This is a genomic window from Haloarcula mannanilytica (assembly GCF_005406125.1).
GTDB lineage: Archaea > Halobacteriota > Halobacteria > Halobacteriales > Haloarculaceae > Haloarcula > Haloarcula mannanilytica.
Genome location: NZ_BIXZ01000006.1, coordinates 140,287 through 153,970, shown reverse-complemented (window position 1 = coordinate 153,970; position 13,684 = coordinate 140,287). Strand labels below are relative to the sequence as shown.

Annotated in this window: 12 protein-coding genes; 6 read left to right on the top strand and 6 right to left on the bottom strand. The window is 60.6% G+C overall.

All coding sequences use genetic code 11. The features are described from left to right. Positions 1-428: 428 nt before the first annotated feature. Positions 429-1,730, top strand: a complete 1,302-nt coding sequence (locus Harman_RS15650; RefSeq protein WP_137684713.1) for a dicarboxylate/amino acid:cation symporter — start codon at positions 429-431, stop codon at positions 1,728-1,730. Between the two features lie 423 nt (positions 1,731-2,153). Here the strand turns inward: Harman_RS15650 and Harman_RS15645 are convergent, their stop codons facing one another. Beyond that, complete coding sequence (locus tag Harman_RS15645) at positions 2,154-2,894, bottom strand: creatininase family protein (RefSeq protein WP_137684712.1); 741 nt, start codon at positions 2,892-2,894, stop codon at positions 2,154-2,156. 156 nt (positions 2,895-3,050) lie between these two features. Here Harman_RS15645 and Harman_RS15640 point away from each other — a divergent pair, with 156 nt between their 5' ends. Continuing rightward, the gene (locus Harman_RS15640; RefSeq protein ID WP_137684775.1) at positions 3,051-4,148 is read left to right on the top strand and encodes a CobW family GTP-binding protein; all 1,098 of its coding nucleotides are present in this window, start codon (positions 3,051-3,053) and stop codon (positions 4,146-4,148) included. 16 nt (positions 4,149-4,164) lie between these two features. Here Harman_RS15640 and Harman_RS21615 read toward each other — a convergent pair whose 3' ends face one another. From Harman_RS21615 to Harman_RS15630, 3 genes are all read right to left on the bottom strand, one after another. After that, positions 4,165-4,326, bottom strand: a complete 162-nt coding sequence (locus Harman_RS21615) for a hypothetical protein (protein ID WP_200830914.1) — start codon at positions 4,324-4,326, stop codon at positions 4,165-4,167. A gap of 62 nt (positions 4,327-4,388) precedes the next feature. Next, positions 4,389-5,546, bottom strand: a complete 1,158-nt coding sequence (locus Harman_RS15635; RefSeq protein ID WP_137684774.1) for a glutathione-independent formaldehyde dehydrogenase — start codon at positions 5,544-5,546, stop codon at positions 4,389-4,391. A gap of 184 nt (positions 5,547-5,730) precedes the next feature. After that, positions 5,731-6,582: a CPBP family glutamic-type intramembrane protease gene (locus tag Harman_RS15630; protein ID WP_137684711.1), complete on the bottom strand. Its 852-nt coding sequence runs from the start codon at positions 6,580-6,582 to the stop codon at positions 5,731-5,733. Positions 6,583-7,092: 510 nt separating this feature from the next. On the opposite strand from Harman_RS15630, the gene Harman_RS15625 reads away from it, so the two are divergent. Beyond that, a complete protein-coding gene (locus tag Harman_RS15625) occupies positions 7,093-8,394 on the top strand; it encodes a S8 family serine peptidase (protein ID WP_137684710.1) in 1,302 nt (433 codons plus the stop codon). Positions 8,395-8,458: 64 nt separating this feature from the next. Further along, a complete protein-coding gene (locus tag Harman_RS15620) occupies positions 8,459-9,070 on the top strand; it encodes an ArsR/SmtB family transcription factor (protein ID WP_137684709.1) in 612 nt (203 codons plus the stop codon). A 180-nt stretch (positions 9,071-9,250) separates the two neighbouring features. On the opposite strand, the gene Harman_RS15615 is transcribed toward Harman_RS15620, so the two are convergent. Then, a complete protein-coding gene (locus tag Harman_RS15615; protein ID WP_137684708.1) occupies positions 9,251-10,606 on the bottom strand; it encodes a DUF7827 domain-containing protein in 1,356 nt (451 codons plus the stop codon). Between the two features lie 441 nt (positions 10,607-11,047). Between Harman_RS15615 and Harman_RS15610 the strand changes: the two genes are divergently transcribed. Together Harman_RS15610 and Harman_RS15605 are read left to right on the top strand one after the other, a co-directional pair. Further along, positions 11,048-11,326 (top strand): PRC-barrel domain-containing protein, encoded by a 279-nt coding sequence (locus Harman_RS15610; protein ID WP_137684707.1) that lies wholly within the window; start codon positions 11,048-11,050, stop codon positions 11,324-11,326. Positions 11,327-11,619: 293 nt separating this feature from the next. After that, a complete protein-coding gene (locus Harman_RS15605) occupies positions 11,620-12,012 on the top strand; it encodes a DUF5684 domain-containing protein (RefSeq protein WP_137684706.1) in 393 nt (130 codons plus the stop codon). Between the two features lie 63 nt (positions 12,013-12,075). Here Harman_RS15605 and Harman_RS15600 read toward each other — a convergent pair whose 3' ends face one another. Beyond that, positions 12,076-13,566 (bottom strand): aldehyde dehydrogenase family protein, encoded by a 1,491-nt coding sequence (locus Harman_RS15600; protein ID WP_137684705.1) that lies wholly within the window; start codon positions 13,564-13,566, stop codon positions 12,076-12,078. Positions 13,567-13,684 lie beyond the last annotated feature (118 nt).

The following is a 13,684-nucleotide window of genomic DNA, read 5'->3' as shown; positions in this document are numbered from 1 at the left end:
CAGCAACGAGGGAACTGCCTTAAACTACGTTCGAGTGAGCTTCTGCTGTCTCGTACTGAATCCGTCTCAAATGTTCACTGTCCCAGAAAGTTCCTGTTTGACTAATGTTGGTACTATTGTTATTTAAGCGACGGTGGATAGAGAGCCAACACTGTCTACGGCCAGAGCGGGGACAAGACCGAAGTATCAGTCAGGCTGATCCGGCAACAATCACTGGTAAGACGGAGTGACGACGAGTTCGGACTTCTGAAAGCAATCGAATTCCAGCGTGTATCTCGTTACTTCTTCAGGAAATAAGCGATATCACGATCTACTTGGCAACGAGATCGATGTCAAATAGAACTTTCTAATCGACGAGACTATCGTAGCCGCTTGCACATACTGGCGGGGTTAGCGGGTTTAAACGAACTCACCCGTTACCGTGTAATATGAACCTCGTACGCAAGCTGTGGCATCGGTATCGATCCGTTCCGCTGATCTGGCGCATCTTCGTCGCCTTCCTCCTGGGAGCAGGTGCGGGGATTGCGTTCGGAGACCGGATGGCCGTGGTCAGACCGGTGGGCGATCTCTTCCTTCGCCTGCTCAACATGCTAGTCATCCCGATCATCGTCTTCACGCTGCTTACCGGGATTCGACAGCTCTCCCCGGCGAAGCTCGGAAAGATCGGTGGCGCTACAGTCGGTCTGTACGCCCTGACGACCACCATCGCGGGGATTATCGGCCTGGCAGTTGCGAACGTGCTCCAGCCGGGCCGCGGGCTCGAATTCGGCGGCGGTGAAGCGCAATCGCAGGCTCCGCCGTCGTTACTGGAGGTAGTGCTCGGGATCGTCCCGAACAATCCCGTCGCGGCGCTGGCAGAGGGGAACCTGCTGGCGACGGTCTTTTTCGTCATCGTGTTCGGAATAGCGCTCACTTACGTCCGCTCCCAGCAGGAAGCGCTGGCTGATACCGTCGATTCGGTGTTTGGGGCCTTCGAAGTCGGCGCTGAGGCGATGTTCGTCATCGTTCGAGGTGTCCTCGAATTCGGTGTGCTCGGCGTGTTCGCGCTGATGGCCTCGGGAATCGGGACCGAGGGCATCGGACTGTTCTCGTCGCTGGGTGAGCTCGTACTGGCGGTCACTGTCGCAATTGGGATTCACATCGTCGTTACCTATCTCATTCTCTTGATGGGAGTGGTCGTCGACGTGTCGCCGATCGCGTTCCTCAGCGGTGCGAAGGATGCGATGGTGACCGCGTTCGCAACTCGCTCATCGAGCGGGACCCTCCCAGTCACGATGCGTAACGCGGACGAGGATCTGCAAATCGCCGAGCGGGTGTATTCATTCACGCTCCCGGTCGGTGCAACGGCGAACATGGACGGGGCTGCTATCCGGCAGGCGATCACGGTAATGTTCGCCGCAAACGTCGTCGGACAGCCGCTCGTGTTCACCGAACAGGTCTTCGTCCTGATTGTGGCCGTCCTCATCAGCATCGGGACCGCTGGTGTTCCGGGGGCCGGAATCGTCATGCTCACTGTGATTCTCACGCAGGTGGGGCTCCCGCTGGAAGTCGTTGGCTTCGTCGCCGGCGTCGATCCCATCCTCGGGCGGATCGCCACGATGAACAACGTCACCGGGGACCTCGCCGTCTCGACCGTCGTCGGGAAATGGAACGATGGACTCGATCTCAACGGTGGTGTCTGGTCGCGGAACACTCCCGGAGTCAGTGACGGTATTCCCGGAGACGACTGATACGGATTATTGTAGCGATGTACCGGTATGCGCCAACCCCGTAGGCGGCGTTATCCGGAAATAATCGACAATAATTACGGTCGTAATACTGGTACAGTTGTTATTGTAAGTGACAGAACGGACGAGAGGTTTCGTGCCCTGCGCCGGCACGGCACTACAGCCGGCCGGAGACAGACGAAACAGTCCTTCGGATCCCCGAACGCCGACGGGGCACAGATCCGCAAGTAAGATGCAGGCGACGACTGATCTGCATGGCTGGGGCCAAACTATCTGAAGTATTGTGAAATATACTGCATTTAGGACAATATATTCCCAATTATAACTCTATATTACGAATTTGAGTGGTAAGCTGCAGTTTTTATCAGAGTGGCTGGTTCAAACAGTAGAATTTGCTAATGTATTAGCAGATACAGCAATTTACCGTCAGTCGTCTTCTATACGTGGCCCAGTCGGGCGGTCTTCAATAGCATCGAGTAAGTCCACAAGCGATTCCGTCGCCAGTTCAAGCAGTTTCTCTCCGCGTTCGGCGCTCCCTTCACGCGGGTCGCCGACGACGCCGTTTTCCGTGAACTCATCCGAATCGAAAGCGAGATTGACGCCGCTTTGCCACTCCCCCCAGCCGTCGCTGCCGCCGTCTGCGGCCTTCTCCAGTCGGTCCTCGTGGACTGTCCCGGGATTCGTGTGCTGGAGCAGCGACGTTTCCAGTGGCCCACCGTGTCCCATATCAGAACCGTGGTCGCCGACCGCGTTGAACCACGTAAACGGGACGGTGAAGGCGTCGTCGTGTCGGGTTATCGTACCGGCTACCTCTTGCAGCGCGTCGATGTTGCCGCCGTGACCGTTGACCAGCACCACGTGATCCCACCCATGGCTGGCGAGACTCCGGACGATATCCCGGACGTAGGACCGGAACGTCGACTCTGAGGTCCACAGCGTCCCGGTGAACGCTCGATGCTCCTCGGCCACTCCGACGGGGACCGCCGGTGCGACAACGACCGGATCGTCGTACCGTTCTGCGCCGCTTTCGGCAACCACCTCGGCATCGAGGGTGTCCGTTCCGAGCGGAGCGTGTGGCCCATGTTGCTCCGTACTCCCGACAGGAAGGAGTGCCAAATCCGTCTCGGCGTCCGCCATATCGGTCCATGTTTCGGTCTGTAGATCCATGGTCGCATCTCTGTACGGGGCGGGATAAAGCCCAGTCTCTCAGCGGATATTACAGTTAAACCGTCCGTTTGCGTGGCGACCGTCAAACACGGATTTAATACAAACTGACACATGTGTTTTGATAGTATGGCTACCTCTAGCACGGATTCGATTCCGATGACAGTTATCAGCGGACCGCTGGGTGCGGGGAAGACGACACTGGTCAACAGGCTATTGAGCGACCCGGGAGAGAGGCGAATCGCCGTCGTCGTCAACGATATGGGGGAAATAAACGTCGATGCCGAACTCATTGCTGACGAGGCGGATTCCGGTGAGAAAGGAGTTGTTGACCTCTCGAACGGGTGTATCTGCTGTCGGCTGCAGGACGACCTCATCACCGAGGTGACACGACTCGCCGAGGAGCGGTCGTTCGATTATCTCGTCGTCGAAGCCTCCGGAATCAGCGAACCGATTCCAATCGCGCGAACGCTGACAGTCGGACCAGAAGGAGGTGATCCGCCCGATGGATTGCATCTGGATACGACAGTCTCGGTCGTCGACGCCTACGGGTTCTGGAAAGCGTTCGACCCCGAGGAGTCCCTTCCGGACGCTGCGCCCGATCCAGAGCGGCCGCTCACCGAGGTACTGGTTGACCAGATCGAGTTCTGCGATGTCCTCCTCCTGAACAAGTGTGATATGGTTCCCGACGATGCACTCGACGCCGTCGAAGCCGCGGTCAGAGAACTCCAGCCGCGTGCGACCATCCATCGAACGACTTACAGCGAAATCGACCCCGGCGAGATACTCGGAACCGGCCGGTTCGATTTCGAGGCCGCCAGACGACAGCAGGGCTGGAAGCAGGCGTTAGCCGAATCAGATGCCGAAGGCGGCCACGATAGCCACGACCACGACGGCGAGACCTCGGCTGCTGCGGCCCATGGCGTGGAGTCATTCATATACCGGCGCGACACGCCGTTTCATCCCGGTCGGTTCGACGACTGGCTCGACGACTGGGACGGCGCAATCGTCCGCGCGAAGGGCTTTGCGTGGGTCGCCAGCAGGCCCGAGACAGTGCTCGGCGTGAGTCAGGCCGGCCCAGCAGTACAGGCCGGACCCATTGGCGAGTGGGGTGACGACGAGCCGTCTACCCGGCTCGTCTTCATCGGACAGGAGATGGACGAGGACGCCATCGTCGCCGAACTCGACGACTGTCTGGTGACGGACGACGAGCAGGTACAGTCGTTCGACAGCGATCCGTTTCCGCGGGAACGGTGACCGACAGCAGTCACGATCAGGTCGCGCCGTAGCCGACCTCGTCGCGGAGTTCGTCCCACGACTCGTGGAAGCCGTACGTCGACTCGGACTCGGCACCCACCGCAGTCTGATAGACATCGTCGTACGAGAGGAGTTGCGTCCAGCCGTCGTGGAAGCGATAGCTACAGTACTGACACATAGCTGTCTATACTCGGCAGGAGGCCGTATAGCTATCGCAAAAAATTATCGGTAGAGCCGGATTCAGGGCTCCAGCAGCACCTTGGTGACGCCTTCTTCGCGGTTGTCGAAGGCTTCGTACATCTCGGGGGCCTTTTCGAGGTCGACGCGGTGGGAGACCACCCAACTGGGGTCGGCGCGGCCTTCGATAATCAGGTCGCGGAGTTCCCGGTTGTAGGACTTGACGTTACACTGGCCGGTGCCAAGCGCCTGCCCCTTCTCGAAGAGCAGCCCGAAGTCGATGCCGAGACGGCCCTGTGCGGCCATGTCGTCGGGTGCTCCCGGGTCCTCGGGAACGTATAGTCCGGGAATCCCGAGCTCGCCGGTCGGTTTCACCGTCCGGATGAGATTGTTGATGACCACGGCCGGGTTCTCCCGCGCCGGGTCGTACGCGTCGTCGCCCTGCTTGTCCGGGTCGATAGCCTGGTAGCCGACGGCGTCGACGCCCTTGTCGACACCGCCGCCGTGTTGCTCTTTGATCTGCTCGACCGGGTCGCCGTCTTCGAAGTTGATAGGTGTCGCGTCGCAGTGTTCCTCGGCCAGTTCGAGGCGACTCGGAACGCGGTCAACGGTGTAGATTTCCGCCGCACCCTTGATTTTGGCGCTGTAGGCGGCCATCAGCCCGACCGGACCGGCCCCGTAGATGGCAACGGAGTCGCCCGCTTCGAGGTTGGCGAGTTCTGTCCCGTGCCAGCCTGTCGGGAAAATGTCCGCGAGCATCGAGAACGCGTCCTCGTGTTCGTCGCCCTCCGGGAGTTTGAGCGCGTTGAAGTCCGCGTAGGGGATTCGAAGCTTCTCGGCCTGTCCACCCTTATACGGCCCCATTGCGACGTAGCCGTAGGCCCCGCCGGCGAAGCCGGGGTTGACGTTCGTACAGAAGCCCGTGTACCCGTTCTCACAGTTCTCACAGAAGCCACAGGCGACGTTGAACGGGGCGACGACGCGGTCACCCTCTTCCAGCGAGGAGACGGCGTCGCCGACCTCGGTGACGATACCCATGTTCTCGTGGCCGAACACGATGCCGGGTTCCGCCGCTGTCCGCCCCTCGTACATGTGGAGGTCGGACCCGCAGATACACGTCGTCGTGATGTCGATCAGTACGTCGTTCGGGTGCTCTATCTCCGGTTCGTCTACCTCTTCGACGGCCACTTCCTTGGGACCCTTATACACTACAGCATTCATTGACATTGGTTAACACAACCATATGCATGCTAGGATAGCTGTCACTTATAACTAGTCAATTATCATGATTTATTGGTGGTCGATCACTGTCGCCAGGAGGTTCCGGATTTCCCGGTGTCAGATGACGAGGTGGGTGACCACAGGCTAGCCCAGACTCCGTAAACGACCGAGAGAGAGTTGCGCCTCAGTCCCCAGCGGAGACCGATGCATCCCGCTGGGTCCAGACAATCGGCGTCCCATCAGAGTCCGTGACACGGACAGTCACGTAGACTACCGAAACCATGACAGCGTACTCGATCATACCGACTACAAGATGTAGTTCGGAGGGGATGCTCACTGAGACAATCAACGGCGGCTGGTTCATCGATGCATGGACCAGGGCGACGAGCCAGAGGTTGCCCGTCAGGGCGTACACCACTCCATAGGCGAGCCCCATGAGCGTTAGCGCGAAGAGTCTGGTTGCGAGTGCCGAACCAATGCCATGCCCTGATGCAAGAAACCACCGCGGGAGGTGAAAGAGGGCGAACAGGACCGAGACGAGTCCGACGCCAGACAGCACTGCGCGCCGTGTGGTCCCGCCGGCCAGTGCCGTGAACTTCTGCTGCAGGTAGGCGCGAAAGAAGAGTTCTTCCGGGATAGCAGTGAACAGGAGCGAACTGAGAAGCGCCGCGAGATATAACACCGGATGGAAAGCAGTTCTGGAGAGCCCAGTTCCGAAGCCGGAGACACCGCCCAGTGCGAGGCCGACCGCGACAAGATTGTACAGCCCCCAGAACGCGGCGACAGCCCCCAGCACGGGAACTATTGTACGAATCGGTGGGAGGAAAGACCGTGGTGCGACGTTTTCGATCTTGACCGCACTACACGTGAGTACGATGAGAAGAACGCCCCAGGCCATTCCCAAGACGGGCGGTGGCGATGCCCCTGGAGAGATAGCCACCAGTCCGGCGAGGATGACGATCACCAGAAGGTACGATACAACGGGAACCGACGGCCCGCCTTCGAATCTCGGCAGGCCAGTGTCAGGGCGTACCATCCAGTCGAACTCCGATAGCCGGTGTGAAATTATCTTCCATCTGGCAGTCCGATCCGAATACAGCGACAGTAAACGAGATATGAGAGCGAGTCAGGACGGTCGGCCCCCACTATGTTTAAAACTAGTTTTTAGTCTCTGGTAGCTTTACTACGGTCCCATCCCTTGCGTCAAACGCCGGTGACCACCTGAGATGGTCCCCGGCTGCCACAGCCCTCCCCGAGCGCCACACCTTTCGCCACTCGGAATCAGTCGTACCTGGCTGTCCGCAACGGGTACAGCCCTCCTCCTTCCCGTTGCCGACTACGCAACCCCCTGAAGACTGTCATCGCAGACGACCCTCCGCTGAATCGATAGGAGCAGATAGAAGATGTTTGAACAAGAGCCACTGACGCTTTGCCGGAAATACATTGGTTTTCACTGGTAGCGATATGATAGGCACTGTACGGGCGATGATCGGCAACACGCGGTCGGTCCGTGAGACGAGCGCAGGTTCGCGGCAGGTGGTCGACAGTGCGTAATCGCACCGTCGGACTGTTCGCCGTGGTGGCTGTCGTATTGCTCACCAGTAGCATTGCGATGATCGCTGTGACAGCTCCGGCCTCGCCCCGTCCGGATGCGACCGACAGCGATTCGCCGTCGATGGGAGCCGGCACAACCGACCAGTTCGCTCGGCTCCACGCTGCCGGCATCACCGGATCGAACGTCTCAGTCGGCGTCGTCGATCCGACAGGGTTCGACACTGACGCGCCGGCGATTACAGGCCAGGTCGCAGAAACTCGGGAGTTCGGCGGTGGGAGTGCCCACGACAACAGCGAGACACACGGGACCGCGACGGCGGCCGTCGTGACACGGACCGCACCGGACGCCGACCTGTACCTCGCCCGGATCGACAGCGTCGACAGTTATCGACGGGCCGTGGAGTGGCTCGTCCGGACGGGTGTCGACGTGATCGTCGCCCCGGTTTCGTTTTACGGGCAACCCGGCGATGGCACCGGGCCGGTCGCTCGGAGCGCGACCCGCGCGACGGACGCCGGCTCGGTGTTCGTCGCACCGGCCGGCAACAGTGCGCAATCGCATTGGACCGGCCGTTACACCGCCGATGCCGTCGAGAACCGAACAGTCTCGTTTACGAACGAGAGCCGGCGGAATTACGTTCGGGGCGGGACCGAAATCACGGTCTGGCTCTCCTGGGAGCGAGCCCACGCAGACGAGGAGTACACGGTGGAACTGTATCGAACGAACGGCACGGTTTCCCGCCTTGTGGCCCGCTCACAGCCGTATCGCGGCGACGATGTGCCAAACGAGCGTATCGTCGCAAATGTGAGGCCCGGCGATTACTACCTCGTGGTCCGGGGGCCAGCCGCACCGACTGATACGCGGCTACGGCTCGTGTCACCGACCCATGATCTCCAACACACAACGACCCGAAGTAGCATCGTCGCACCGGGAACGGCACGCGAAACCATCACCGTCGGGGCGTACAACAGCCGCGTCGACCAGCTCGAACCGTTCAGTTCGCGCGGTCCGACAGTCGACGGGCAGACCGGTGTGGACGTTGTGGCTCCGAACAGGGAGTTCGCCGCTGCCACACCCGACGGCTTCGTCGGCTCGTCGGCCGCAGTCCCCTACGTTGGTGGCACCGCGGCGTTGCTGCTGGAGGCAAACGGGTCGCTGTCGCCCCGGGAGACCGAGCGATTGCTCGAACGGACCGCTAGCGACGTGGGACCACCGGGACTGGACAACGGGACCGGACACGGGACGGTAGAGCCGGTCCGTGCGGTCCGAACGGCACGGAACCGCTCTGACGGTTAAATCTCGCTTTAACCCAGCCACAGAACTTTGAAGAGTGGCCTATCATACATTCGACAGTGACGCTATGTCGAGTCTCATCGAAAACATACAGGAGCGAACCGGGACCGCCGACGAATCACCGCGGGTGCTCGGCGTCGCGGAGAACGAGACCGACGACGTGCTCGACGCGCTCGCGTCGGACACCAGTCGGTCGCTGTTTCGCACGCTGTATGACGAACCCGGAACGCCCTCCGAGATCGCGGACCGGTGTGACACGTCGGTCCAGAACGTCCACTACCATGTCTCGAATCTCGAAGACGCGGAACTCATCGAGCCGGTGGAAACGGTCTATTCGTCGAAAGGCAACGAGATGACGGTGTACGGTCCCGCAAGCGATCCCATCGTGCTGGTCGGCGACCGTGACCTGGAACCGCGCGTCCAGCAGTCGATAACCGATGTGGTCACCGGCATCGGGCTGATCGGCGTTGCCAGCCTGTTCGTCCAGTGGGGGGCAGAGCGACTGGCGGACTCGACATCGGGGAATGGAGTCCTGGCACCGGCGAGTCCGAACGCGGGCCCGATCCACGGGACCGACGCGCTCGCCAGGTTTGTTTTCGAAATCGTCGAGCCGGGCCTGCTGTTTTTCTGTCTCTGTCTCGCGATTCTCGGGGGAGCCGCCTTCTTGACCCGGCAGTGAGGCTCACCGAACGCCGGCGGGAGACTCCGACGCCGAAAATGGCGAGCATCGAATACGAGGGTATGGAAAATAATTCGACTGACCGAACGATGCGGTCTCATAGTGATTCTTGTAGATTATTTCCGGATAGCGCCGCCCTGGGGGTCGGCGCGTACCGGTAAATCGCTACAGGAATCACTATCAGGTCATGATGGATCGCAGGCAGATCCCCACACCAGCGAGGGCGAGTATCCCGCCGACAGCGAGTGCGCCGGTACCGACTCCGAAGCCGCCAGTCTGTGACTGACGCGGGACCGGCGTTTCGCCGCTGACCGAATCGACGCTGTCAGCGGACGCGTCCGCGGTGGTGTTGCCGTCGGTGACGACGAGCGTTCCGATGTCGTCGGGCTGGTCGGCCGCGTCGGTCCCGCGGAACAGCGACAGGTCGTAGTTGCCCGCGGCCAGTGGCGAATCGAGGGCGACCTCCGACCCGGATTCGACCGCAACGGCATCTGCATCCGCCGCAGTTTCGAGCGTGGGCTCGTCGTGTCCAGCCGCTGTAGTGTCGAACAGAAGGACAACGCGGTCGTCACCGTTCCCGTCTCGGACGGTCGCGTTGATCTCGTAGTTGGACGCTGGGCTTCCGATAGACACCGTCGCCGCGTCAGCGGTCGTGAGGACGACGGGGATCCGACCGGTGTCTCCCTGTTTCACCCGGGTTATTGACTTCTCGAACCCGAATTCGGCGGACTCCTCGACCTCGAACTGCTCGCCCGCTGTTCCGTTGGGCTCGATGACGAGTGTCCCGACCGTCGGCGTACTGTCGGTCGTCTGGCCGTCGAACACGCGGTAGGTGTACGGGGCAGGGTCAAGCGTCGACGGGAGATCCGGTTCTGGCGCGGTCACGGTCAGCGAGTCACCGTCATCCGCGACGCGGAGAGTTTCCGGATCCGTACCGGCGGCAGCTGTATCGAAGAGGACTAACACCGCTCCGTCACCGTCGTCGTCGCTGACTGTTGCGTTGATCTGGTAATTGACCGCCTCGCTGCCGATCGAGAGTGTTTTACTCTCCCCCTCGGTCATCGAAACGGGGATCTCGGCGGTCTCGCCCTGTGAGACGGTGACGACGTTTTCGCTGTCGTCAGTCTCTGTCGGCGTATGGATATCCGGCACCGGATCAGTGCAATCGCCGTCACACTGCGCGACGGTGCCGGTCCGTTCAAACAGCGTGTCCCCGTCGACATGCGCAGACAGTTCGTAGGACGTGTTCGCTGACACCTTGGTCAGGTCGAACTGGGCGACGAATGTCCCATTCGGTTGCACGCTGACCTGTCTTTGGTAAAGGAAGGGAGAGGACGCGTCTTCCGACACAATTCTAACAGTCATCTCGGTCCCGGGGTCAAGCGTCGTCTCTCCGGTGACTACCTGCTGTTCTTCGGAGTACAGCGGGAAGCTTTCCTCCGAGAGCGTGGCCTGTTGGTCCCCAACGGCCAGCCCCGGACCCGTCGTCATCGCGGCGATGAGTACGGCGGTCAGCGCCACCGAGCGGAGGCTCATGATATCACCTCCCGAGATGTGGGCCGACGTGGTCGTATCTGTACCTGTAGCTGCCAACAGTACCGTATCGCAGGTGGAGGGCAATTCGCTGGCATACGACTTGCAGTTCCAGTGGGAGTGAAAAACCGCCTGCGGTAGCTTAAAACCACGTTGAACGGTGGCTGCCAATCAGCCTGAGGTGGGCCGCCAAGAGGGGGTGTCGAGGGATGCATACCGATTTTACCGCCACGTATCTGCTTCTGCAGAACCATCACAAAGCTGTCTCGACAGAGTCGATAGCAGTCCTGTCCCACGTGTGGTTTTGCTGGCGTCGTTCAAAGGGCGGTATACCCATAGTCCTGCAGAGTCAGGAGTCAGGGGTTCAGACAGTCAGTGAAACGGGATGCGTTGAACTGAAAGCGGGGCAGTATTTTTATGCTAGTTTTGAAATATATGACTAGTATGCGAACGGTCCTCGCATACGAACTCTCCAACATCCAAGTAACGAGCACCGATGGCCGAGAGATCGGCACATTGAGCAACATAACCCTCGACACGGCGACGGGTGAACTCGAGACGGTCGTCGTCGACAGCGACCGGCCGGAGATATTCAACGTCGAGCAGGACTCCGACGGCTGCATTCGGTTGCCGGCGGTACTCATCGAGTCGGTTCGGGACCACTTGACTGTCCACCCACCCTCGGAACTCGATGCATCAAGCCGTGACGCTGTCGACCTGTAGCTGGCATATCGATTCGGATTCCGTGTCCCAGCGACTCGATGAGTTCACCGATCGCTTCGAGCGTACAACTCGTTCCGTTCAGTCGTCCAAAATAGCGACCAGGCTGTGTCCAACGGTGATCAGCCGTTGAACAGTTGATACTGTCGGCTGGAAGTCTGTGAAGGATTTCGCCACCCCGGGTGGCGAAGATCTTGAAATAGTTACAGCCGACAGTCTGAGAACAAGCAATCGGCAGCACCAGCATCGTGGTGCGTATTCGTCATTTTTTTGATGTCCCGGGAATCAGTGCCGATATGGTCCCGCTTGAGGTGTTAGCTGTCCCCCTCCAGAGCAGCGATGCCGGTAGCGTCGTACTCGTCCTGTTCCAACTGTTACTTGCCGTTATCCAGATCGCCGGGATGTGGATGGTGTTCGAGAAGGCCGATTACGCGGGCTGGAAGGCGATCATTCCGATATACGACCTCTACATCATGCTCAAGATCGGTGAGAACCCGTGGTGGTGGTTGGTGCTACTGCTCGTCCCAATTCTGAACATTTACGCGTGGTACAAGATTCACGCTGGCGTCGCCAGAGCCTTCGGGCGAGGCATCGGCTTCGGATTGGGCCTCGCGTTCCTGGGAATCCTCTTTTTCCCGTTGCTGGGCTTTGGCGATTTCCAGTATCGCCGGTCCGGCGGACTCGCCTAAAATCCGCTGTCCCGATTACGTGGCGGAATCCGCTCTGCTGCTGGCGTTACCAGTTGAAAGCGATCAGAGCGGGTAGTCGCGGGGTTCGTGCTGGACAGAGATCCACTTCGTCTCGGTGATCTCGCGGAGGAAGGCGTCGCTGTTGTACTCGCCCACACCAGAGGCCCCGATGCCGCTGAACGGCACGTGAGCCTCGTCGTTGATCGGCTGGTCGTTGATGTGGACGTTTCCGGTCTCCATCCGGGCGGCGATGTCTTTCGCGACCGAGAGATCACCGGCGTGGACAGCCCCGGAGAGCCCGTACTCGGTGTCATTGGCGATTTCGACGGCTTCGTCTACATCCGTGAACGGGATGACCGGCGCAATCGGGCCGAAGTGCTCGTTGGCGGCGGCCGCCATGTCGTTGGTCACGCCCGAGAGCACCGTCGGCTTCACAACGAGCGAGTCCTCGACGCCGTCGATGGCCGCCGTCTCGCCACCAGTTTCGAGCGTGGCCCCGGCGTCGATAGTTTGGTGGACGTAATCGAGCATCTCGTCCCGCTGGGACTCGTCGATGATGGGACCGACTTCGGTCTGGGGGTCGTGGGCGCTGCCGATCGTGAGCGACCCGGCGCGTTCGGTCAGCTTCTGGACGTACTCGTCGTAGATGTCCTCGTGGACGATATGCCGATTGATGGAGATACAGACCTGGCCCTGGTGGACGAACGAGCCGAACGTGGCCGCGTCGACCGCGCGGTCGACATCGGCATCGCTCGTGACGACGAACGGGTTGTTCCCGCCGAGTTCCATCGCGGGCACGGCGAGATTCTCCCCCGCGAGGCCAGCGACGTGCTGTCCGACCGCCGTCGAGCCAGTGAAGGAGACCACGTCGCTCTCGGGGTGGCTAGCGACACGGTCGCCGATCTCAGAGCCGCGGCCGGTCACGACGTTCAGCACGCCCGATGGCAGGTCAGTCTGCTCGAAGAGCTTCGCGAACAGCAGTCCCCCCGTAATCGGGGAGTTCGTCGAGGGTTTGAGCACGACGCTGTTCCCGGCGGCGATAGCAGGGAGGACCGCCCGCGCGCTCAGGTTCAGCGGGAAGTTCCACGGGGAGATGACCGTCACGACCCCCTTGGGCCCGCGCTCGACGGCGTTTTCTTTGCCCGGAATGTTCGACTCGGCGTGTTCGCCTTTCATCCGGCGGGGGAGCGTCGCCGCCTCGCCCGCGTGGTCGGCGGCAATCTGGATTGACGTTTCGCCCATGATTGCGGAGCCGCCGACTTCGTGGGCCAGCAGGTCGGCGACTGCATCATCGTGGTCGTGTAGCGCTTGCAGGAACTGCTGGATGACCGCCGCGCGCTGGGCTGGCGGGACCGCTCCCCATTCGTCCTGTGCCTCGCTCGCGGCCTCGTAGGCGGCGTCTACGTCGCTCTCGGTCGCGGCGGGGACTGCGGCGACGACTTCGCGCGTTGAGGGGTCCTCGACGGGGATGGTTTGACTGCCGTCTGCGGACACCCAGTCGCCGTTGATGTACTGTTTACTCCAGTCGGCGTCTATCGACAGGTCGTTCGACATCTGTGTTTTTACCAAATGGTAGAACGGGGAAAAGGGGCCGAAATGTGGTGAAAAACACCGGTTGCTGGGTATTAATACGTCCGTGGTCAGGTCCGGAAAGAGGCGGTGGACAGCGCTT

Coding starts and splice junctions, on each gene's coding strand:
- Harman_RS15650 (WP_137684713.1), top strand. CDS start 429: ATGAACCTCGTACGCAAGCTGTGGCATCGGTATCGATCCGTTCCGCTG.
- Harman_RS15645 (WP_137684712.1), bottom strand. CDS start 2,894: ATGGATCTACAGACCGAAACATGGACCGATATGGCGGACGCCGAGACG.
- Harman_RS15640 (WP_137684775.1), top strand. CDS start 3,051: ATGACAGTTATCAGCGGACCGCTGGGTGCGGGGAAGACGACACTGGTC.
- Harman_RS21615 (WP_200830914.1), bottom strand. CDS start 4,326: ATGTGTCAGTACTGTAGCTATCGCTTCCACGACGGCTGGACGCAACTC.
- Harman_RS15635 (WP_137684774.1), bottom strand. CDS start 5,546: ATGAATGCTGTAGTGTATAAGGGTCCCAAGGAAGTGGCCGTCGAAGAG.
- Harman_RS15630 (WP_137684711.1), bottom strand. CDS start 6,582: ATGGTACGCCCTGACACTGGCCTGCCGAGATTCGAAGGCGGGCCGTCG.
- Harman_RS15620 (WP_137684709.1), top strand. CDS start 8,459: ATGTCGAGTCTCATCGAAAACATACAGGAGCGAACCGGGACCGCCGAC.
- Harman_RS15615 (WP_137684708.1), bottom strand. CDS start 10,606: ATGAGCCTCCGCTCGGTGGCGCTGACCGCCGTACTCATCGCCGCGATG.
- Harman_RS15610 (WP_137684707.1), top strand. CDS start 11,048: ATGCGAACGGTCCTCGCATACGAACTCTCCAACATCCAAGTAACGAGC.
- Harman_RS15605 (WP_137684706.1), top strand. CDS start 11,620: ATGGTCCCGCTTGAGGTGTTAGCTGTCCCCCTCCAGAGCAGCGATGCC.
- Harman_RS15600 (WP_137684705.1), bottom strand. CDS start 13,566: ATGTCGAACGACCTGTCGATAGACGCCGACTGGAGTAAACAGTACATC.